Source organism: Campylobacter sp. CFSAN093246 (genome assembly GCF_012889415.1).
Taxonomy (GTDB): domain Bacteria; phylum Campylobacterota; class Campylobacteria; order Campylobacterales; family Campylobacteraceae; genus Campylobacter_D; species Campylobacter_D jejuni.
The window spans coordinates 472,572-491,991 of sequence record NZ_CP040613.1 but is presented as its reverse complement, the minus strand read 5'-3'; the positions used below and the strand labels follow the sequence as shown (position 1 = coordinate 491,991).

General features: G+C 29.1%; 17 protein-coding genes and 2 pseudogenes. 7 read left to right on the top strand and 12 right to left on the bottom strand.

The features are described from left to right. Positions 1–115: 115 nt before the first annotated feature. Positions 116–2,686: a DUF3971 domain-containing protein gene (locus FBE87_RS02610; RefSeq protein WP_002858480.1), complete on the bottom strand. Its 2,571-nt coding sequence runs from the start codon at positions 2,684–2,686 to the stop codon at positions 116–118. Between FBE87_RS02610 and mltG the strand changes: the two genes are divergently transcribed. The 5 genes from mltG to FBE87_RS02585 all read left to right on the top strand — a co-directional run bounded on the left by mltG (position 2,601) and on the right by FBE87_RS02585 (position 6,736). Further along, positions 2,601–3,602: an endolytic transglycosylase MltG gene (gene mltG / locus FBE87_RS02605; RefSeq protein WP_002859067.1), complete on the top strand. Its 1,002-nt coding sequence runs from the start codon at positions 2,601–2,603 to the stop codon at positions 3,600–3,602. The two genes, FBE87_RS02610 and mltG, sit on opposite strands and share 86 nt — an antisense overlap. Before the next feature lie 80 nt (positions 3,603–3,682). Next, positions 3,683–4,114 carry a flagellar basal body rod protein FlgB gene (gene flgB / locus FBE87_RS02600; RefSeq protein WP_002858492.1) on the top strand — a complete coding sequence of 144 codons (432 nt, stop codon included), beginning with the start codon at positions 3,683–3,685 and terminating at the stop codon, positions 4,112–4,114. 9 nt (positions 4,115–4,123) lie between these two features. Continuing rightward, positions 4,124–4,618: a flagellar basal body rod protein FlgC gene (flgC, locus tag FBE87_RS02595; RefSeq protein WP_002858484.1), complete on the top strand. Its 495-nt coding sequence runs from the start codon at positions 4,124–4,126 to the stop codon at positions 4,616–4,618. A gap of 6 nt (positions 4,619–4,624) precedes the next feature. After that, the gene (fliE, locus tag FBE87_RS02590; protein ID WP_002851122.1) at positions 4,625–4,921 is read left to right on the top strand and encodes a flagellar hook-basal body complex protein FliE; all 297 of its coding nucleotides are present in this window, start codon (positions 4,625–4,627) and stop codon (positions 4,919–4,921) included. A 6-nt stretch (positions 4,922–4,927) separates the two neighbouring features. Beyond that, on the top strand, positions 4,928–6,736 hold the full coding sequence (locus FBE87_RS02585; RefSeq protein ID WP_002858598.1) for a penicillin-binding protein 2: 1,809 nt from the start codon (positions 4,928–4,930) through the stop codon (positions 6,734–6,736). Here FBE87_RS02585 and FBE87_RS09175 read toward each other — a convergent pair. The 11 genes and pseudogenes from FBE87_RS09175 to FBE87_RS02520 form a co-directional block, all read right to left on the bottom strand. Continuing rightward, positions 6,733–8,444, bottom strand: a pseudogene (locus tag FBE87_RS09175) (Na/Pi cotransporter family protein). The gene FBE87_RS02585 and the pseudogene FBE87_RS09175 overlap by 4 nt on opposite strands. Positions 8,445–8,498: 54 nt before the next feature. Further along, positions 8,499–8,933 carry a hypothetical protein gene (locus FBE87_RS02565; RefSeq protein ID WP_002858595.1) on the bottom strand — a complete coding sequence of 145 codons (435 nt, stop codon included), beginning with the start codon at positions 8,931–8,933 and terminating at the stop codon, positions 8,499–8,501. Next, complete coding sequence (locus FBE87_RS02560; protein ID WP_002858489.1) at positions 8,933–9,250, bottom strand: rhodanese-like domain-containing protein; 318 nt, start codon at positions 9,248–9,250, stop codon at positions 8,933–8,935. Before FBE87_RS02560 ends, FBE87_RS02565 begins: the two co-directional genes overlap by 1 nt. Next, positions 9,247–11,073, bottom strand: a complete 1,827-nt coding sequence (gene htpG, locus FBE87_RS02555) for a molecular chaperone HtpG (RefSeq protein WP_002858566.1) — start codon at positions 11,071–11,073, stop codon at positions 9,247–9,249. Before htpG ends, FBE87_RS02560 begins: the two co-directional genes overlap by 4 nt. 71 nt (positions 11,074–11,144) lie before the next feature. Then, the gene (gene crcB, locus FBE87_RS02550; protein ID WP_002858490.1) at positions 11,145–11,513 is read right to left on the bottom strand and encodes a fluoride efflux transporter CrcB; all 369 of its coding nucleotides are present in this window, start codon (positions 11,511–11,513) and stop codon (positions 11,145–11,147) included. Beyond that, complete coding sequence (locus tag FBE87_RS02545; protein ID WP_002858620.1) at positions 11,507–12,199, bottom strand: lysophospholipid acyltransferase family protein; 693 nt, start codon at positions 12,197–12,199, stop codon at positions 11,507–11,509. Before FBE87_RS02545 ends, crcB begins: the two co-directional genes overlap by 7 nt. Then, positions 12,180–13,376 (bottom strand): SH3 domain-containing protein, encoded by a 1,197-nt coding sequence (locus FBE87_RS02540; protein ID WP_002872001.1) that lies wholly within the window; start codon positions 13,374–13,376, stop codon positions 12,180–12,182. The genes FBE87_RS02545 and FBE87_RS02540 overlap by 20 nt, the downstream gene beginning before the upstream one ends. Continuing rightward, positions 13,348–14,020, bottom strand: a pseudogene (gene purQ / locus FBE87_RS02535) (phosphoribosylformylglycinamidine synthase I). The gene FBE87_RS02540 and the pseudogene purQ overlap by 29 nt, the downstream one beginning before the upstream one ends. Before the next feature lies 1 nt (position 14,021). After that, positions 14,022–14,267 (bottom strand): phosphoribosylformylglycinamidine synthase subunit PurS, encoded by a 246-nt coding sequence (gene purS, locus FBE87_RS02530; RefSeq protein ID WP_002858611.1) that lies wholly within the window; start codon positions 14,265–14,267, stop codon positions 14,022–14,024. 8 nt (positions 14,268–14,275) lie between these two features. Beyond that, on the bottom strand, positions 14,276–14,986 hold the full coding sequence (gene purC, locus FBE87_RS02525) for a phosphoribosylaminoimidazolesuccinocarboxamide synthase (RefSeq protein WP_002858572.1): 711 nt from the start codon (positions 14,984–14,986) through the stop codon (positions 14,276–14,278). 1 nt (position 14,987) lies between these two features. Further along, the gene (locus tag FBE87_RS02520) at positions 14,988–16,322 is read right to left on the bottom strand and encodes a S41 family peptidase (protein ID WP_002856815.1); all 1,335 of its coding nucleotides are present in this window, start codon (positions 16,320–16,322) and stop codon (positions 14,988–14,990) included. 117 nt (positions 16,323–16,439) lie between these two features. On the opposite strand from FBE87_RS02520, the gene FBE87_RS02515 reads away from it, so the two are divergent. Then, a complete protein-coding gene (locus FBE87_RS02515; RefSeq protein WP_002855280.1) occupies positions 16,440–16,730 on the top strand; it encodes a metal-sensing transcriptional repressor in 291 nt (96 codons plus the stop codon). Between the two features lie 111 nt (positions 16,731–16,841). Then, positions 16,842–19,415, top strand: a complete 2,574-nt coding sequence (locus FBE87_RS02510) for an AAA family ATPase (protein ID WP_002858618.1) — start codon at positions 16,842–16,844, stop codon at positions 19,413–19,415. Positions 19,416–19,420 lie beyond the last annotated feature (5 nt).

Genomic DNA, 19,420 nt, shown 5'->3' with positions numbered 1-19,420 from the left:
TTTAGTCCTTTAAAATACTTATTTTTATTTTCATTTTTAAGTATATTACAAATAAAAAAAAATGCAAGAGTAAGTTTAAAGTTTGTTTTAGTTTTCAAACAAACTTTAAATATTTTTAATTAAGTAAATTAGCAGGAAGTTGTATGATATTTTTAATAAGATTAAAAGGGGTTTTTAGGGTATCTGTTAAAATTTCGGTATGAAATTTAGGGTCATCTATGCTTCCATCTATTTTTAAGTTTGTGCTAATTTCTTGATTTTTACCTAAAATTACATAATTTAAAATTGGAACCTTGGATATAGCTTCTGAAGCTGATTTTAAAGTTTTAAGCTCTAAACTAAAATCCACTGTATTTAATCTTAAATTTGCTGATCCTAAACCATATATATCTACACTATCACCATTTAAATTAATAGCCGAAACACTTAAAAGATCTTTTTTTCTATTAAAAATAATCTTTCCATCATGTAAGCTTAAACCTTTTTGATTAAAAGTTGGAGATTTAAACATCAATAAACTTGGTACAGTATCGATAAAGGAAATAAGCTGATTTATACCTTTTAAATCCTTCACATAAGTATTTTTAAAATCGATCTGTCCATCAAAATACTCCAATCCACTTCCTTTTATACTTAAGTTAAACACTCCATCTTGAACAGCTTGTTTTTGTAAAAACTCATTTAAATAATTATCATCAATATTGCTAACGTTTAAATTTAAATCATTAGAAGAATAATAAAGATCAAATTTTGCATTTCCTCTAGAACCTTTAAGATCTAAAGCATTGCCTTTTAAATCAGCTTCTACTCTATCAAAAGCCAAAGTTTTATTAGAATCTGCCAAAATTAAAGCTACATTTGCTCCACCAAAACTAATATTTTGGGTATTAGTAGCAATATCAAATGTTGAATTTGAAGAGTTGGAATGTTTTCTATAAATATAACTTAAATTTTTTAAATGAATTTCTTTATTATCAGAACTTATTTTAGCACTTGCTGTATCACTTTGAGTATGAATTTCCATAATGCCCTTATTTTTTACAATATCAAAGCTATCATTTTCATAAGGAGTTTGACCGTTGATAAGTAAATTATTTTTAAAATAAGCATCATTAACACTTGCATTAAAATCTTCAAAATTTAAAGTTTTATAATAAACATTTTTAGCATTGATAAACCCAAGCTTTTTAAGTAATGGAGAAAATGAAAATAAAATCTTAGGATTATTAAGATTAGCCTCAAGTCCATCTTTAAAATTTAAAATCAAATTCCACTGAGGAATGCTAATGTTAACATTTTGCGAATAATCTAATTTTACTTCTACATTTTGATTTTTTAAATCTAAAAGCTCTGCATTGTCAAAATAAAGCCTTGAAATCTGAGTATTGAAATTTCCTTGCTGTTTTTGTAAGTCAAATTTAGCATTAAAATCAGCTTCTAAAAAGCCATTTTTAACACTGGCATTTTCTATATTTAAATCATTTTGATTTAATTTTACAAATGCTTTTGTAATATTAAAATCAGCCAAAGAAATACTAGCATTCTCTAAAGCTAAAATACCACTATAAGAAATTTCACCCTTATCATGAAAATCAATTTTAAGCTCCAAATCACTTTTAATTTTTCCGCTTTTTTGATAAAAAGGTAGTGAAAAATGATAATCCTCTAAAGCTTTAGCAAGTTTTTCGTCAAATTTTAGATTATCAGACTTAATGCGCAAATAAATCCCAACTTTTTTTTCATCAAACAAATCATATAGATAAACCTTACTAGAACTTAAATCAGCACCATTATAGAAAGCTTTATTAAAGACAAAATCGAGCTTTTGTTTGTTTAAATTTAAATCGAGTTTTGGAATTTCAATAGCATTCATTTTATCATCCAAGCGAACTTTGACATTATTAACATAACCTGATGCACTAATATTGTCTAAATAATAATTATCTTTAGTAAAATCTATAAAGCCCTGCAAATAATCTAAATGATAAAATTCTCCCTTAGCCCTATATGCTACCCAAAGATTTAAACTCTGCGGAAGTTCTATTCTTTTATTAACTCTTTTAAAAATTTCCGTAATATTTCTAATGTTTAAATCTTCTATTTTATAAGCTAAATTTTTATCTTTGTAAGAGATGCTTGCGTTAAAGTCAAGCAATTCTCCACTTGCTCTACCTTGAAAATAATAAAACTCGCTCTTAGTATTGATACTTAAATTTCCATCAATACTTAAATCATAATCTTTTAATAAAAGTTTTTTAATATCAGCTATAAGTTCTTTATTTTGACGCTGTAATGTTAATTTTAAAAACAATAAATCATTATCTATAAAAAATTCATTATCTTTAAATAAAATACGCACATGATTATCTTTTATATTTAAATTTTGTATATCAATCTCTTTAACAAAAGTATATAGATATTTTAAATTTTTTGTTATTTTTAAAATCTCTGTTGAAGCATTATCAGAAGAGTGGGTTTGTGATGAAATTTCGGAATTTTGAGTCTCATTTATAGTGATATTTTTTGCTCGTACAATTAATTTTTTATCTAATTTAATATATAATTGTTCCAATTTTAAAAAATCAAATTGGATACTAGAGATGACAATTCCATTTTTAAGCACTATAAACAAAGCTAATATAAGCACAACAAAAAATACAACAATATATAAAATTTTCTTTTTCATACGCAACTTCTTTTTGATATTTATTTTGGGGATTTTTTATTATCTAACTCAGCCTTTAAAAAGCAATTCTGTGGTATTTATTCCCCAAGGTTCAATTTCTCAAATTATAACATATTTAAAGCAAAATAAATATCAGATGAGTAATATTGATAAATATATTTTATTTTTTTTAGGACACCCTCAATCAGGCTGGATCAACATAGGTACAAAAGATTTAAATAGAGCTGAATTTCTACATAAACTCACTATTGCTAAAGCAGCACTTCAAACCATTACTCTTATCCCAGGAGAAACAAGCGTAATCTTTCTAGAACAAGCAGCCAAACAACTTGGACTTGATAAAGATATACTTTTAAAAGAATTTCAAGCTCAAGCTCCTTATGATGAAGGAGTTTTTTTACCAGAAACTTATAAAATCCCGAAAGGCATTACAGAAAATCTACTCATTCAAATGCTTTTAAACCATGCTGAAATTTCCAATAAAAAAACTTCTGAGAAAATTTTTGGTGATTATAATCCAAAAAAATGGCACCAATATATCATCATCGCTTCTGTAATACAAAAAGAAGCTGCTAATGACAATGAAATGCCTATAGTTGCAAGCGTAATTTACAATCGACTTAAAAAAGGTATGAAACTTCAAATGGATGGAACTTTAAATTATGGAATTTATTCCCATGTAAAAGTTACCCCACAAAGAATAAGACAAGATAATAGCTCTTATAATACCTATAAATTTACAGGATTGCCTAAAGAAGCGGTTTGTAATGTTTCTTTAGCTGCTATTCGTGCAGCTATTTTTCCTTTAAAGACAGATTATTTATATTTTGTGCGTGATAAAAATACTGGAGTTCATATTTTTAGCACAAATATAGATGATCACAATAAAGCCATAAATTTACAAAAAGGAAAATAATTTTTGATATTTTTATACAAAATAGTTAAATTGGAACAGTATTTGCTTGTTAATATTAAAAATTATAAAAAGGATAAAAAATGATTAACCCATTTAAATCAAAAGAACTGGTCACTGGTGCTTTAGCGGGTAGAAATCTAAGAAATCAACTCATCAATGCCAATCTTGCAAATGTTGATACTCCTTTTTATAAAGCAAGAGATATTGAATTTGAAACAGCTTTGGTAAATCGTGCAAATGAAATTTTCAAAAAAAATGATAATAAAGAATTGCAATTAGCCGTAACTGAAGAAGAGCATCAAAAACCTTGGAAATTCCCTGATCCTAGTAAATCTACTATTTACTTAAGAGATGGTCATTTAGCAAGAAATGATGCAAATACTGTTGATCTAGATGTAGAAACCACAGAAATGAGTAAAAATACAGTTATGATAACAGCTCTTGATGGAGTTTTAAGAAGACAAAGCAATATCTTTAGTTCTATACTTGATGCAAGCTCTAAATTAAGTTAAAGGTAAATTATGGCATACTTAAGTGATTTTGATATTAGTGGTTATGGTTTAAGTGCTCAGCGTTTTAGAATGAATGTTATTAGCTCTAATATAGCTAATGCAAACACTACAAGAACAGCTGAAGGTGGGCCTTATAGAAGACGCGAAGTGATCTTTAAAGCAACAGATTTTGATAAGCTTTTAAATGAGCAAATTAACAAAGATAATAATTTTTTAAAATATGAAAATCCTTTAAATGATCCAAGTTCGCCAGAAGAAGCTAAACCTGCTATTCAAAGTGTTGTAGTGGATAAAGTGGTCAGAGATGACAAAGATTTTCGTATGAAGTATGATCCAAGCCATCCTGATGCAAATGCTGAAGGTTATGTAGCGTATCCAAATGTAAACCCTGTTATTGAAATGGCAGATTTGATTGAAGCTACAAGAGCTTATCAAGCCAATGTAAGTGCTTTTACAAGTGCAAAAACTATATCTCAAAGTGCGATTGATTTATTAAGAGGATAATAAAAAATGAACAATATTAATGATTTAAGATTAAATAATAATATTTCAAATACCAACAAAAGTCAAAATTCCACAGGAATTGGTGATGAATTTGCCAAGATGCTTAAAAATGAAATCAATGATTTAAATAAAGCACAAGAAAGTGGAGAAGCTGCAATGACAGACATTGCCACAGGACAAGTAAAAGATTTACATCAAGCAGCTATAGCTATCACTAAAGCTGAAAGCAGCATGAAATTTATGCTAGAAGTAAGAAATAAAGCAATCAGTGCTTATAAAGAAATCACAAGAACTCAAATTTAAACCCTAATGCAAGAATATAAAAAAAATAGGGTTTCAAAAGTTGCCTTTGCCTACTGCATGGCACTTTTGTTTATGATTATTTTTATCAGCTCTACTTTTTTTCTTACATCAAAACGTCATATACCTAACACTGAAAAAGATCAATACGCTCTTGCTCTAAGAGGATCGATTATAACCAAAGATAATTTTACTATCACAAGTTCTAAACAAATTTATCGTGCTGAAATTGATCTTAGAAGCATTAACAAAGATAAATTTGATCTATTTTTAAAGCTTTTTCAAATTTATAGTGGGATAAGTAACGATCAAGTAGCAGATATTAAAAAAAGAATGCAAAATCAAAAAAAACGCTCTTATAATTTTGTTCTTTTACAAAACTTAGACTCCAAGCAAGCAAGCTACCTTAAAGATCTTGCTAAAAAACTTTATATACAAGGTTTTTTCAAAGCTTTTACAAATAACTCAGGAAGAGTTGAAACAAGAGGATTAAATATCATCGAACATGAAGAAGATAGAATTTACATGTCAAAAGATTCTTTTACTCCTATTATCGGTTATACTAAAATGATATTAGATCCAGAAAGTGGAATTTTAAAAAATATAGGAGTTAAAGGTTTAGAAAAATACTACGATGCATGTCTAAGCCCTGTTCAAAATGAAAAAATTCAAGGACTTAAAGATATAGGTGGAAATATTATTTTAAATCTAAATTCACTACAACAAAAAAAGATCAATGGTTGTGATTTATATTTAAATCTTTCTTTAAAACTGCAAAAAAGTATAGAGAAAGCTATAGATCAAAGAAATGAGGATTTAAAAGCCAATGAAATCATCGTTGGGGTAATGGAAAGTAAAACAGGAAGAATTTTAGCTCTAGCAAGCTCAAGGCGTTATGACCCACAAAATCGCGGAAAGGATCTATCAGTTCTTAATGCAAGCGCTATAGAATACGGCTATGAAGCAGGTTCTGTTATCAAACCTTTTATCTTTACAACAGCCTTAAGACTTGGTAAAATAAAAATGGATGAAGTGATTAATACTTATGGCGGTTCTTACAAGCTAGGACGTTTCACCATCAAAGACGATCACAAAATGGACAAAATGACTATGGAGGAAGTTATAAGATATTCTTCAAATATAGGCATGATACAAATTGCTAAAAGGCTTAACAATATAGAAATCGTATCAGGACTTAAAATATTTAAATTTGGCGAAAAAAGTGGTATTGATCTACCCTATGAACAAAAAGGAGAAATTCCAAATCCTAAGCGCTTAAGAGATATAGAAAAATCTGTTTTAAGTTATGGTTATGGACTTAAAACAACCTTTATACAACTCCTTGCAGCTTATAATGTTTTCAACAATGATGGGTTTTATATCACACCACGTTTAGCTGAAAAATTCTATCAAAATGGACGCTTTACAAATCTTGATGATGATGTAAAAAAAGAAAAAATTCTTTCTAGCGAAGCCGCTAAAACGATGCAAAATGTTCTTATAAATGTTATAGAAAAAGGAACAGGAAAAAAGGCAATTACACAAGGTATTATTGCAGGAGGTAAAACAGGAACGGCAAGAATAGCCGAAAGACAAGGTTACACCTCAAATCGCTACAATGCATCCTTTTTTGGTTTTGCAAATGATTTAAATCACGCCTATACCATAGGAGTTCTCGTAAGACATCCTACTAAACCTTATAGTTATTATGCTGCACAAAGTGCTTTGCCTATGTTTAAAGATGTTGTTGATATTTTAATCAATGAAGAATTTCTAACGCCTATACAAGACAATAACCAAACTAGCACAAACAACTAGTTTGATATATCTTTAGAAAATATCACCTCAACAGCACCTATAAGTTCTTCAGCAATCTTAGCAGCAAAAGTTGTATCATTAAGTATTGAAATTCCTTCAGCTGTTGTGATTTTTCTTACTGAAATAAGATGTTCAACATTGCTCAAGGTTAAAGTATCGATTTCTTTTAAAATTTCTTTTCCTTTTTGAAGATTTTTAATAATCAAATAAAGCTTTTCACGATCTTCAACAACTCTAAGCTCTTCGATACTTCTTAAAAGCTCTCCTAAATTCGATCTAATTTTATTGTACTCTAAAGCCAAAAATTCATTAGAAGAACTAGAATATTTCTTAATATTTGCTTGGATAATTTTTAAATTTTTAGTTGTTTCGGCTAAATTTTTAGCTGCCATCTTAAAGGTAAAAATTTTATGATTCTTTGTTTCATCGTTAATATAAACTTGTGCTTTAGTTGAAAAATCGATAATAGCTTCAAAAAGAACCTTTATCCTAGTTTGATACAAATAGTCCAAATCCACATTTTTACTAAACCACTTTTTATTTTCTAAAATTTCTTTAAAACTTTTATCACTTTGTATATCTTTACGACTAAAACCTATAGCATGAGCAACAACTGCATAGGTATTGTTATAAAGATGCTCGCTTTCTTTCCTTAAAGCTTCGATGGCTGTGTCACTAAATTTAACCAAACTAATCAAGATATAAAGGCTTGTCTTTATTCTTATCTTTAGGAGCTTTTACTATTTTATTTAAAAAAACAATTTAAGGAGTAAAGAATGAAAAAAACGCAACACCAATTAAATTAAACAAAGTGTGAAATAATGCCACTTTCAAAGCTATATCTTCTATGTTTAACGCAATGGATAAAAAATTAAGAAATGTATAAAATAAGGAAAAATAAGCACTATTAAAAAAGCTATACCAAAATTAAAAATACAATTTGCAAACGCTAATTTCTTTCCTTCAATATTGGTACTTAAAGAAGCTAAAACAGCCGTTACAACTCCTCCAACACTAGTACCCAAAGTTGCTGCTAAGGAATTTTCCAAACTGATTTGTTGTGCAAGTAAAGCAGCGACAATAATAGCCATTATAACTGTGCTTGATTGTATAACTCCTGTAAGCAAAGCACCTAATCCTAAAAAACAAAAACTCCTTTAAAACCAGCAAAATCAAAACGAGAAAGATCAATTATATGTTTAAAATTTTCAAAACCACTTTTAATATAATCCACACCCAAAAAGAAAAAACCTATACCAATAAAAATATTACCCAAACCTTTTAAAATACTATCTTTTTGAAAGAAAAATAATACTCCAATAATCAAAAGCGGGATAGCCAACATTAAAATTTTAATATTTGTTAAACCAACAATCAGCCAAGAACTTGCCGTATTTCCTAAATTTACTCCAAAAATAATCCCTATGCCCGCACCCAAAGAAATAAGCCCTGCACTCAAAAAAGAAATCGTAACAATAGAAACTAAAATTGAAAATTGCATAATTAAAGTACTTAAAGTACCAAAAAGTATACTTTTTATCTTTGTATCAGTTGACTTTACTAAAATTTTTTCAAGCAAATCACCACTAAAAACTTTAAAACCTATACCTAAATTAGTCATTCCAATAAGAAGTATTGCCACTCCTGCTAAAAGATTAGCAAGCTCGTCATAACGAATTAAAATAAAAATCAGAACTAAAGTAAAAATACTTCATGAAATAAATTTAAAATATTTTAAAGAATTTCCTTCTTCTTGCAATGCCTAACCTTTTAGTTTTTCAAATTCATCCATCAGAAATTCTCTTAAATTTTCAGCTTCTTCTTCGCCTTTTTCTAGATACTCAAGCAATAAATTTTCTAATTCTTTTAAAAAAGAAAAAAGTTCATTTTGCCAGATACTATCGTTTTTATTGCTCAAATTCATGGTTTGTATGAAAGTCAACTCTCTGCTTAAATCCCCAAGTTTTTCTAAAAATTCATCTTTTTGATTAGAATTTTTTAATGTTAAATTAGCATTTTGGATATTTTCTTTAAATTCTCTGATTTTTTCATCGATTAAATCACAAAATTTTGGATAAATATCCATTTTAATAGGCTCTAAAAGGGTTCGCTCATCTATATTTAAAGTAAGCTTTTTAACAGCAAAATAAAGAGCTAAAAAAGACAAAGCTGCTATGAGTAAATAAATTCCTAGCATTAACAACCCTTAAGGGCTAGCATTCCGCCATCTAAATTGATGCTTTCAAGTCCCAATTTTTCAGCTATAAATTCAGCTGCAACCATGCTTCTATGGCCACTACGACAAATAAAAGCAAGTTTTTTACTTTCATCTCTTTTGCTTTGAAATTCATCTAAAAATTTAGCATTTAAAAGCCCTTGATTATCATATAAAGCCACACATTGCGCATTAGGTAAAATACCTTCTTCCCATTCTAAAGGAGTACGCACATCAAAAATTTGATATGCGTTTAAATCTTGCTTTGTCCAAAGACTTGCAGAGATATTTTCTATCATGAAAAAGCCTTGTTGATGATTTTTGTAAGGCTTGCATTAAATTCAGCAGGATTATCCACTCCCATACCTTCGCTTAATTTTGCCATATTTAAAACTAAGGTTGCTATATCTGCACTAAAGCTTTCGTTGTTTTTAAGACCTGTAAAAATAGCGTGTTTTGGATTGATTTCTAAAATAGGTTTGAAATTTTGTTCTTGACCCATTTGTTTTAAGAGTTGTTGCATAGCAAAATCAGGTTTATTTTTATCATAAACTATACAACTTGGACTATCTTTCAAACGACTGGTTAGTCTTACATCTTCAACTTGATCTTTTAGAAGTTCTTTAAATTTAGCTACAAGTGGAGCAAAAGTATTTTTTTCTTCGTCGCTTAGTTCATTTTTATCTTCTACTTGATTAATGGATACAAATTTTAAACCTTCAAATTCTAGCATAGGAGTTACTAAAGAATCAATCTCATCGTCCATGAGTAAAACTTCTATATTTTTTTGTTTATACTCTTCAAGTAAAGGGGAGGTTCTTAATAAACTTTCATTATTTCCTGCTATATAAAAAATTTCCTTTTGTTCGCCTTGAAGGTCATTTTTATATTCCTCTAAAGAGCGTAAATTTTCACCTTTAGTGCTTTTATAAAGCATGAGTTTTAAAAGACTATCTTTTTCTCCGCCAAAACCATAAAGTCCTTCTTTTAATACCTTACCAAAGGTTTTAAAGAAAGATAAGTATTTTTCTTTATCATTGTTTTTGAGTTTTTCAAGTTCACCTAAAATCTTTTTAACGCTAGCTTCTTTGATACCTTTTAAAATTTGATTTTCTTGTAAAATTTCACGACTTACATTAAGTGGTAAATCTTCTACATCGATAATCCCCCGCACAAAACGCAAATAAGTTGGTAAAAGTTCTTTATCGTCATCGCTGATAAATACGCGTTTTACATAAAGTTTTAAGCCACTTTGATAATCCACACGGAATAAATCAAAAGGTGCATTTTGTGGTATGAAAAATAAAGAATTGTATTCTAATTTTCCTTCACTTTTAGTGTGAAGATAAAGTAAAGGTTTGTTTGAATCATGAAAATTTTGCTCATAAAATCTTTCATAATCTTCTGCTTTAAGGCTTGATTTTTGCATTCTCCATAAAGCATTGGCTTTATTGATTTGAGAAATTTTAAGTTCAGTTTTCCCTTCTTCTTCGCCTTCTTTAGCAGGAGTAAATTCTTCTTTTTCCATGAAAATTGGAAATTGAATGTGATTAGAGTATTTTTCTATAATGCTTTCGATTTTATAAGCATTAGCAAACTCATCATCTTTTAAATATAAAGTAATGCTTGTTCCTTGTTCTTCTTTGTTTGCGTCATCAATCTCATAACCATTTGCATCAGAACTCCAAAGATAAGCTTTATCATCTAAAGCTTTTTTACTTAAAACTTCGATTTTACTAGCCACCATAAAAGCAGAATAAAAACCTACTCCAAATTGTCCTATGAGTTGAGAATCTTTTTTAGCATCACCGCTTAAATTTTCTAAAAAGCTTTTAGTACCGCTTTTTGCTATGGTTCCAAGGTTGTTGATAAGATCATCTTTATCCATACCTATGCCATTATCACTAATACTTAAAGTTTTTTTATCTTTATCAATTTTGATTTCAATTTTAGGTTCGAATTTTAAGCTTTTATATTTATCATCACTTACGCTTAAAAAATTAAGCTTATCTAAAGCATCGCTTGCGTTTGAAATAAGTTCTCTTAAAAAAATTTCTTTATTAGAATATAAAGAGTGTATCATAAGCTGTAAAAGCTGATTAACTTCGGTTTGAAATTGCATTTTGATTCCTTTGTAATTTTTTAAAGTGGTATTTTAGCAAAAAATACAAATTCTAAAGTAAATTTAAAGATTTATTTGAAAATTAAAAAGCCAAGCCATGCGGCAAATAAGCAAAGAAAGACATTTAAGATAATATTTAACGCAAAATGAAGATAATTTCCACTTTGCAAAAGAAGTAAATTTTGATAAGAAAAAGTAGAAAAAGTTGTAAAAGCTCCTAAAAAACCTGTACTTATAAAGCTTTTAAGTAAAGGAGATAAACCTTTATTTTGTGCATAAGAAAACAAAAGTCCTATGATAAAAGAACCCAAAACATTTACAAAAAGAGTTCCAAAGCTGATAGAATAAGGAAAAAATTTATTCACTAAATTTATAGAAAGCATTCTTAATATTGCTCCTATAAATCCCCCAAAACCAACTACTAAAAGAGTGTTTAACAAAGCTTAGCTCTTTCTTGATCGAGTAATTCTTGCATTTTTTTTCTGGTGTTTTCAAGCCATTTTTCATCATTTGTATCGACTAAATCCATACAAATGATTTTAAGTACTCCGCTGCTTGCACTAAAACTTTTTGTGTCTAAAATTTTTGCAGAATCCACAATTAAAATAGGTTGAACTTTAAGATTTAATTTTTCACTTAAAATTTTTGCTCCACTTTGAAATTTAAGCATTTTTTCATTTTTAGATCTAGTTCCTTCTGGAAAAATAGCCAAAACCCTATCTTCACTAATTCTTTCTTTTGCTTCTTTTAAAACTCGCACCAAATCACGCGGATTTTTTCTATCTATACAAAGAAGTTTTGGTTTTTTCATAGCAACTTTGAAAATAGGAATTTCTCCTAATTCTTTTTTGGCAATCCAGCATAAATTTTTAGGATATAATTCTTCTAAAGCGATGATATCTAAAGCACTTTGATGATTCATTAAAATCATCTGAGCTTGTGGATTAAAAGTACCAATGATTTCTTGTTTATAAGAGATAGTATATCTTTGAAATTTAGCCCAAATTTTGCGAATTTTCCAAAGTGTGTTTTGAGATTTTGTAAAGCAAAAACAAAAAATCACCAAAGCAACACTTAAAACAAAAAAAATCCAAAAATAAAGAGCTTTAATTTTTTTGTAAATCATCTTTATTAACCCAACCTATTTTTCCATCAGAAAACAATACTTTAATATAATTTTGTCTTTTGCCCAAAACTTCTACTTTTTCATCTGCATTTGCCGTATAAAAATAAGTTGAAGGCTCTGTAGGTAAAATTTTAGCCCTAGAACCAGCCTTGATAATTGCATTTTGAGTATTGGTATCTACAAGAAAACTAAGTGCAAAACAAACAACTGCCAAAGCCAGAATAATGTAATTTTTTCTCCATACAAATAAAACTCCAAATAAAACCGCTAAAAACCACAAAGCATATTGTTTATAAATATTTAAGTCTTTATTTACAGGATTTAAATCACTCTGAGTACTAATCTCATCGTCACTAATTTTTAATTTTAAATTTATATTTTCAAGCTTTTTACTGTCCTTATTGAAATACGAAAATTCAAAATTTGTTTTACTTAATGGCAAAATAGCATAATAAAAAGCGCTAGAAGCATTAAAATCCCCTTTTAAATTTTCAATACCTTGCTTTTGAATTCCTTCTATAAAAAAGCTTTTAAGATTTGTATTGGTTGCGTTTAGTTCTACCATCATAATGATATTAGCATCATCAAAATAACTCGCTTTAACTTTTTTAATTTCCAAAGAACTTGCCACAAGGTGTGAAAAATCTTTATTGAATAAAGTATTTTCAAATTTGATAGGATTAAGATTGATATCAGCCTCTTGAAAAGCTTCATTATTTCTAAGAAGTTTGATAGAAATTTTACTCAAACTAGCATTTGAATTTTTGGCTTCAAACCATAAAGTTGTTTTATATTCATTGTTGATAAATTCCCATTTTGCATCTGGATTCAAAAAAGATAAGTTAGTTTTTTCTACGCTTATGTTAAAATCAAATTTTATATTTTCCGTAGTGCGAGCATAGATCGTAATAGGAAAAACTTCTCCAACATATACTCTACTTGGATATTCATCATTTGTAAGAACCAAACTCCCTTTGGCTACAAAAGGATCATCTACATTGCTTTCAAAGTCATTGTTTTCATCACTTGGCGGAATATTTTGATAAATTTTTTGTTCTTCTTGGGGTAATTTTTGTAATTCTTTTTGCATATTTTCATCTTGGCCGCTAAATACAGAAATTTCACCCCTGCCAAACAATACAACAATGCTAAAAATTAAAGTTAATAAAATTTTCAAGATAAAAAGCCTTTAAGCATTTTTAAACCTACATCATTACCTAGAACTTTTTCACAAGCACGCTCAGGATGGGGCATGAGTCCAAAGATTTTTTTGTTTTCATCACAAATTCCTGCGATATCAAATACAGAACCATTTGGATTTGGCTCGTATTTTAGAATAATAAGATCTTTATCTTGCAATTCTTTTAAAGTAGTCTCATCAGCGTAATAATTTCCCTCTCCATGGGCAATTGGTAAATTAATAATTTCATCTTTTTTGAAATTTTTCAAAAAGGCATTATCATTAGAAACCACTCTTAAACTTTGGTTTTTTGAGATAAAGCTAAGATTGTTGTTATGCTTCATTGCACCTTTTAAAAGACCGCTTTCAAGTAAAATTTGAAAACCATTACAAATACCTAAGATATATCCTCCTTTTTTTGCATGATTAAAAACACCTTGCATAGCAGGAGCAAGTTTTGCAATAGCTGCGCATCTTAGATAATCTCCATAAGAAAATCCTCCTGGTAAAACAACTAAATCTGCATCAAATTCTTTTTCTTCATGCCAAACAATCTGCGTCTTTACTCCAAGTTTTTCAAAGGCATAAGTTGTATCAAATTCACAATTTGTCCCTGGAAATCTAATAATAGCAACTTTCATTTTATTCTTTCTCAATTATAAGCTCATAATCTTCAATGACGCTATTTACCAACAACTCTTCACACATTTTTTTTACTTGTTCTTTGGCTAATTTTTCATCTTTCTCATCAAGAGAAATTTTGATTTGTTTTGCTATTTTTACTTCTTTAACACTATTAAAATTTAAAGAATGCAAAGCTTTTTCCACCGCTTTGCCTTGTGGATCTAAAACCCCATTTTTTAAAGAAATATTTACAATAACTTCCATATTTTTCCTTAATTTAATATTCTTTTTAAAACTTCTTCATAAGCCATTTTTACATTACCTAGATCTTGACGAAATCTATCTTTATCTAATTTTTCATTACTAAATTTATCCCAGAATCTACAACTATCAGGGCTTATTTCATCAGCTAAAACAAGCTCATTATCTTTAGTTAAACCCAGTTCGATTTTAAAGTCAATCAACCTTAAATTCTTATTGTCAAAAAATGGAGTTAAAATAGAGTTGATTTTCCTAGCCATATTTTTAATTTCACTAATTTGAGCTTCATTTTGCACTAAATTTAAAATCAAACAATGCTCATCATTGATAAAAGGATCGCCTAAGGCATCATCTTTAAGACAAAATTCCACCAAAGCAAAAGGTAGCACAGTGCCATCTTTAATGCCCAGTCTTTTTGTAAGAGAACCTGTTGCAACATTGCGTACTATAACTTCAATAGGAACAATTTTACATTTTTTAACCACTTGTTCTGTATCGCTTATAATTTCTACCAAATGGGTTTTAATCCCATTTTTTTCAAGCAAATGAAAAATTTCAGTACTGATTTTACAGTTTAATGCACCTTTTCCACTTTCATTGCCTCTTTTTTCTGCATTAAAAGCAGTTAAATCATCTTTAAACTCACTAATTAGTAAATTTTCATCATCAGTTTTGAAAAGTTTTTTACCTTTTCCTTCATAAAGCATTTCTTTTTTTGTCATTTTATTGTCCTTGTTTGATATTTAAAATTTTAATAGTATCAATAGCTGATTTTAACTGTGCGTCATCATTGATTTGTTTTTGACTGATTAGATTTTTATTGTCTTTATTTTCTTGTTTATCTTCTTTTTTATTTTTATCTATTTTTTCAAGCTCACTTTCTAAATGTTGTTTTAAGTCGCTTTCTTTTATAGAAAAACCATCTTCTTGAGTATTTACTTTACCTGGAAAAACTTCAATATCAGGTTTTACACCCACTGCTTGAATAGTACGCCCGCTTGGAAGATAATATCTTGCAATAGTAAGCCTTAAAGCTTCAGTTTTATTAATAGGTATGATTTGCTGAACACTACCTTTTCCAAAAGTATTTTCACCCACAATAACACCGCGTTTAAGATCTTGTAAAGCTCCGCTTACGATTTCACTTGCACTAGCACTTCCACCATTTACAAGCACAACCAAAGAAGCATTAGAAATTTTGTTTTTAGGATCGGCTTTATATTCTTGATTTTCACTTGCGATGCGTCCTTTTTGAGAAACAATAACACCTTTATCTACAAATAAATTTACAAGTCCTATGGCTTGATTTAAAAGTCCACCAGGATTATTTCTAAGATCTAAAATAACTCCTTTAACATTAGGATATTTTTTAAGTTCTTTACTTGCCACATCTACAACATTTTTATCAAAATTTGTAACCCTAAGATAAAGAATGTTTTCATTTTCTATCATTTTTGCATAAACACTTTCTATCTTAATAATTTCTCTTGTAAGTGTAACATCAAAAGGTTTTGTTGCACCTTTTCTAAAAATAGTTAAAGTGATTTGAGTTTTTGGCTTACCACGCATTTTATCTACAGCATCATTGAGATTAATTCCTAAAGTGGCCTCATCATTAATTTTTAAAATAATATCTCCTGATTTTATCCCTGCTTTATCTGCTGGTGTTCCTTCTATAGGAGAAACAACTGTTAAAGCACCATCTTTCATACCTACGGTTATACCAAGGCCACCAAATTCGCCATTGGTTTGAATTTTCATATCATTAAAATCTTTTTCATTTAAAAAAGAAGAATGCGCATCAAGATTGCTTAAAAGTCCTGATAAAGATTTATCCACCAAATCGCTGATATTTTGATCATCCACATAGTATTGCTCTACTATGGCAAGAGTTTTTGTAAGCTTATCTAAAGCTTCTAGGCGTTTTTGAACCTGCTCTTCTTTTTGATCAACTTTAGCTTGTAAATGACTTGTTAAAAATAGACATAAAATGAAAGTAGTGGCAAAGCCTGCAAGACCCGCAAAAAATCGTTTTGTTTTCAAAATAAGCTCCATCATTGAGTTTTAGTTTAAAGAGTAAATTTTAATAAAAATTGCTTAAAAATTCGTAAATAAATTTAAATTCTTAAAAATATGTTAAAATAGACTAAAAATTTCAAAAAGAAAGTTAATACAATGTGCCAAGAAAAACATACTCATACACATTCTCAAAAACATCTTAAAGCAGTTTGCAATCGTCTAAGTAGAACCATAGGACATTTAAGCGCTATTAAAAGAATGGTTGAAAATGACAAAGACTGTAGTGAAATTTTAATCCAGCTTGCTGCCGTAAAAGCCGAAGTTAACAATACTGCAAAAGTAGTTTTAAAAGAACATTTAGCTCATTGTATGGTACACGCCGTAGAAGAAAATGATATTCAAAGTATAGAAGAATTAAACAAGGCTATAGATATGTTTATGAAATAATCTAAAATTAGTCATTTGTCCTATTATTTAAAAAATTTTACTCAATTAACTTGACATTATATGACTAAAGTTATATAATAGCAAGTCTATAAACTAAATAAAGGATAAAACATGGCAAATATACAAGATTTTTTAACTGATAATATGCTTTCAAACCTTGAAAGTGCAGCATCTTTAGCTATACATTCTAAAAATAATGAAGTTGTACCTTTACATCTTTTATGGGCTTTAAGCGTAGATAGTACAAGTATTTTAAATCAAATTTTAAATAAATTAAATATTTCTAAAGAAGCCTTAGAGCTTGAAATTAAAAGCAGAATTTCAAAACTTGCAACGAGTTCAAATGTAAACCGTGAAAATATACGCTTTTCCAATGAACTTATAAATTCATTAGAAAATGCTAAAGGATTAATGAGTGCTAATGGAGATAGTTATTTAAGTGTGGATACTTGGCTTATAAGTGAAAGTCAAAAAAGTCCTATTAAAGAAATTTTGGCGCAATTTTTAGATTTAAGAGAATTTCAAAAAGAGCTTGAAAGTCTAAGAGCGGGACGAAAAATGGATAGCAAAACAAGCGATGAAACTTTAGATAGCTTAAATAAATTTGGTATAGATTTAACCTTAAAAGCAAGCGAGGGTAAACTTGATCCTGTTATAGGCAGAGAAGAAGAAATCGAACGTTTGATGCAAATTTTAATACGTAAAACCAAAAATAACCCTATACTTTTAGGTGAACCAGGCGTAGGAAAAACAGCTATAGTAGAAGCTTTAGCACAAAGAATTATTAAAAAAGATGTTCCAAAATCTTTGCAAAATAAAAAAGTCATCGCTCTTGATATGAGTGCTTTAATTGCAGGTGCAAAATACAGAGGAGAATTTGAAGATAGATTAAAAGCTGTGGTTAATGAAGTGATAAAAAGTGAAAATATCATTCTTTTTATCGATGAAATTCACACTATAGTAGGAGCTGGAGCGAGTGAAGGCAGCATGGATGCGGCAAATATTTTAAAACCTGCTCTTGCAAGAGGTGAACTCCATACCATAGGCGCAACTACTTTAAAAGAATATCGTAAATATTTTGAAAAAGATGCAGCCTTGCAACGCCGTTTTCAACCTGTAAATGTAGGTGAGCCAAGTGTTAATGAGGCTTTGGCTATGTTAAGGGGTATAAAAGAAAAGCTTGAAATTCATCATAATGTAACCATAAATGATAGTGCTTTAGTAGCCGCAGCTAAACTTTCAAAGCGTTATATAGCAGATCGTTTTTTACCTGATAAGGCCATTGATTTAATCGATGAAGCTGCAGCTGAACTGAAAATGCAAATTGAAAGCGAACCAAGTTCTTTAAGAAAAGTACGCAAAGATATAGAAACTTTAGAAGTTGAAAATGAAGCTTTAAAAATGGAAAATGATGAAAAAAATCAAAAAAGACTCGATGAAATCGCAAAAGAACTAGCTAATTTAAAAGAAAAACAAAATGCCCTAAATTCACAGTTTGAAAATGAAAAAAGTGTTTTTGATGGCATAAGTGCTAAGAAAAAAGAAATTGATCTGCTTAAAAATGAAGCTTCTTTGGCTAAAGCTAGAGGTGAATTTCAAAAAGCAGCCGAGCTAGAGTATGGAAAAATTCCAAGTCTTGAAAAAGAAGTAGAAATTTTAGAAGATAAATGGAAAAAAATGAGTGAAAATGGAGTTTTACTTAAAAATCAAGTAGATGAGGATTTGGTTGCTGGAATTTTAAGCAAATGGACGGGTATTAGCGTGCAAAAAATGTTAACTTCTGAAAAACAAAAATTCTTAGAAGTGGAAAAACATTTAAAAGAAAGTGTCATAGGACAAGATAAGGCCTTAAGTGCTTTAGCTAGAGCCATTAAACGTAACAAAGCAGGGCTTAATGCGGACAATAAACCTATAGGAAGCTTTTTATTTTTAGGGCCAACAGGGGTAGGAAAAACACAATCGGCTAAAGCTTTGGCAAAATTTTTATTTGATGATGAAAAAGCAATGATTCGCTTTGATATGAGTGAATTTATGGAAAAACATAGTGTTTCAAGACTCTTAGGTGCGCCTCCAGGATATATAGGACATGAAGAAGGTGGAGAGCTTACTGAAGCCGTACGAAGAAAACCTTATAGCGTGCTTTTGTTTGATGAAGTTGAAAAAGCACATAAAGATGTATTTAATGTGCTTTTAGGGATTTTAGATGATGGTAGAGCAACCGATAGCAAAGGTGTAACAGTGGATTTTAAAAATACCATTATCATTCTAACTTCTAATATCGCCTCAAACGCTATTATGAATTTAAGCGGAAAAGAACAAGAAGATGCGGTAAAAAATGAGTTAAAAAATTTCTTTAAACCTGAGTTTTTAAACCGTTTAGATGATATTATCACCTTTAATCCACTTGGAAAAGATGAAGCTTATGAAATAGTCAAGCTTTTATTTAAAGATTTACAAATGAGCTTAGAAAACAAGGGAATAAAAGCAAGTTTAAGCGAAAATGCAGCCCTTTTAATCGCTAAAGATGGTTTTGACCCTGATTTTGGTGCTAGACCTTTAAGAAGAGCTATTTATGATCTTATAGAAGATAAATTAAGCGATATGATACTTGCTGATGAACTTCATGAAAATGATAGCATTATCATTGATGCAAAAGATGATGAAATAATCATCAAAAAAGCTTAATCATT

Coding starts and splice junctions, on each gene's coding strand:
- mltG (WP_002859067.1), top strand. CDS start 2,601: ATGACAATTCCATTTTTAAGCACTATAAACAAAGCTAATATAAGCACA.
- FBE87_RS02610 (WP_002858480.1), bottom strand. CDS start 2,686: ATGAAAAAGAAAATTTTATATATTGTTGTATTTTTTGTTGTGCTTATA.
- flgB (WP_002858492.1), top strand. CDS start 3,683: ATGATTAACCCATTTAAATCAAAAGAACTGGTCACTGGTGCTTTAGCG.
- flgC (WP_002858484.1), top strand. CDS start 4,124: ATGGCATACTTAAGTGATTTTGATATTAGTGGTTATGGTTTAAGTGCT.
- fliE (WP_002851122.1), top strand. CDS start 4,625: ATGAACAATATTAATGATTTAAGATTAAATAATAATATTTCAAATACC.
- FBE87_RS02585 (WP_002858598.1), top strand. CDS start 4,928: ATGCAAGAATATAAAAAAAATAGGGTTTCAAAAGTTGCCTTTGCCTAC.
- FBE87_RS02565 (WP_002858595.1), bottom strand. CDS start 8,933: ATGCTAGGAATTTATTTACTCATAGCAGCTTTGTCTTTTTTAGCTCTT.
- FBE87_RS02560 (WP_002858489.1), bottom strand. CDS start 9,250: ATGATAGAAAATATCTCTGCAAGTCTTTGGACAAAGCAAGATTTAAAC.
- htpG (WP_002858566.1), bottom strand. CDS start 11,073: ATGCAATTTCAAACCGAAGTTAATCAGCTTTTACAGCTTATGATACAC.
- FBE87_RS02545 (WP_002858620.1), bottom strand. CDS start 12,199: ATGATTTACAAAAAAATTAAAGCTCTTTATTTTTGGATTTTTTTTGTT.
- purS (WP_002858611.1), bottom strand. CDS start 14,267: ATGGAAGTTATTGTAAATATTTCTTTAAAAAATGGGGTTTTAGATCCA.
- purC (WP_002858572.1), bottom strand. CDS start 14,986: ATGACAAAAAAAGAAATGCTTTATGAAGGAAAAGGTAAAAAACTTTTC.
- FBE87_RS02520 (WP_002856815.1), bottom strand. CDS start 16,322: ATGATGGAGCTTATTTTGAAAACAAAACGATTTTTTGCGGGTCTTGCA.
- FBE87_RS02515 (WP_002855280.1), top strand. CDS start 16,440: ATGTGCCAAGAAAAACATACTCATACACATTCTCAAAAACATCTTAAA.
- FBE87_RS02510 (WP_002858618.1), top strand. CDS start 16,842: ATGGCAAATATACAAGATTTTTTAACTGATAATATGCTTTCAAACCTT.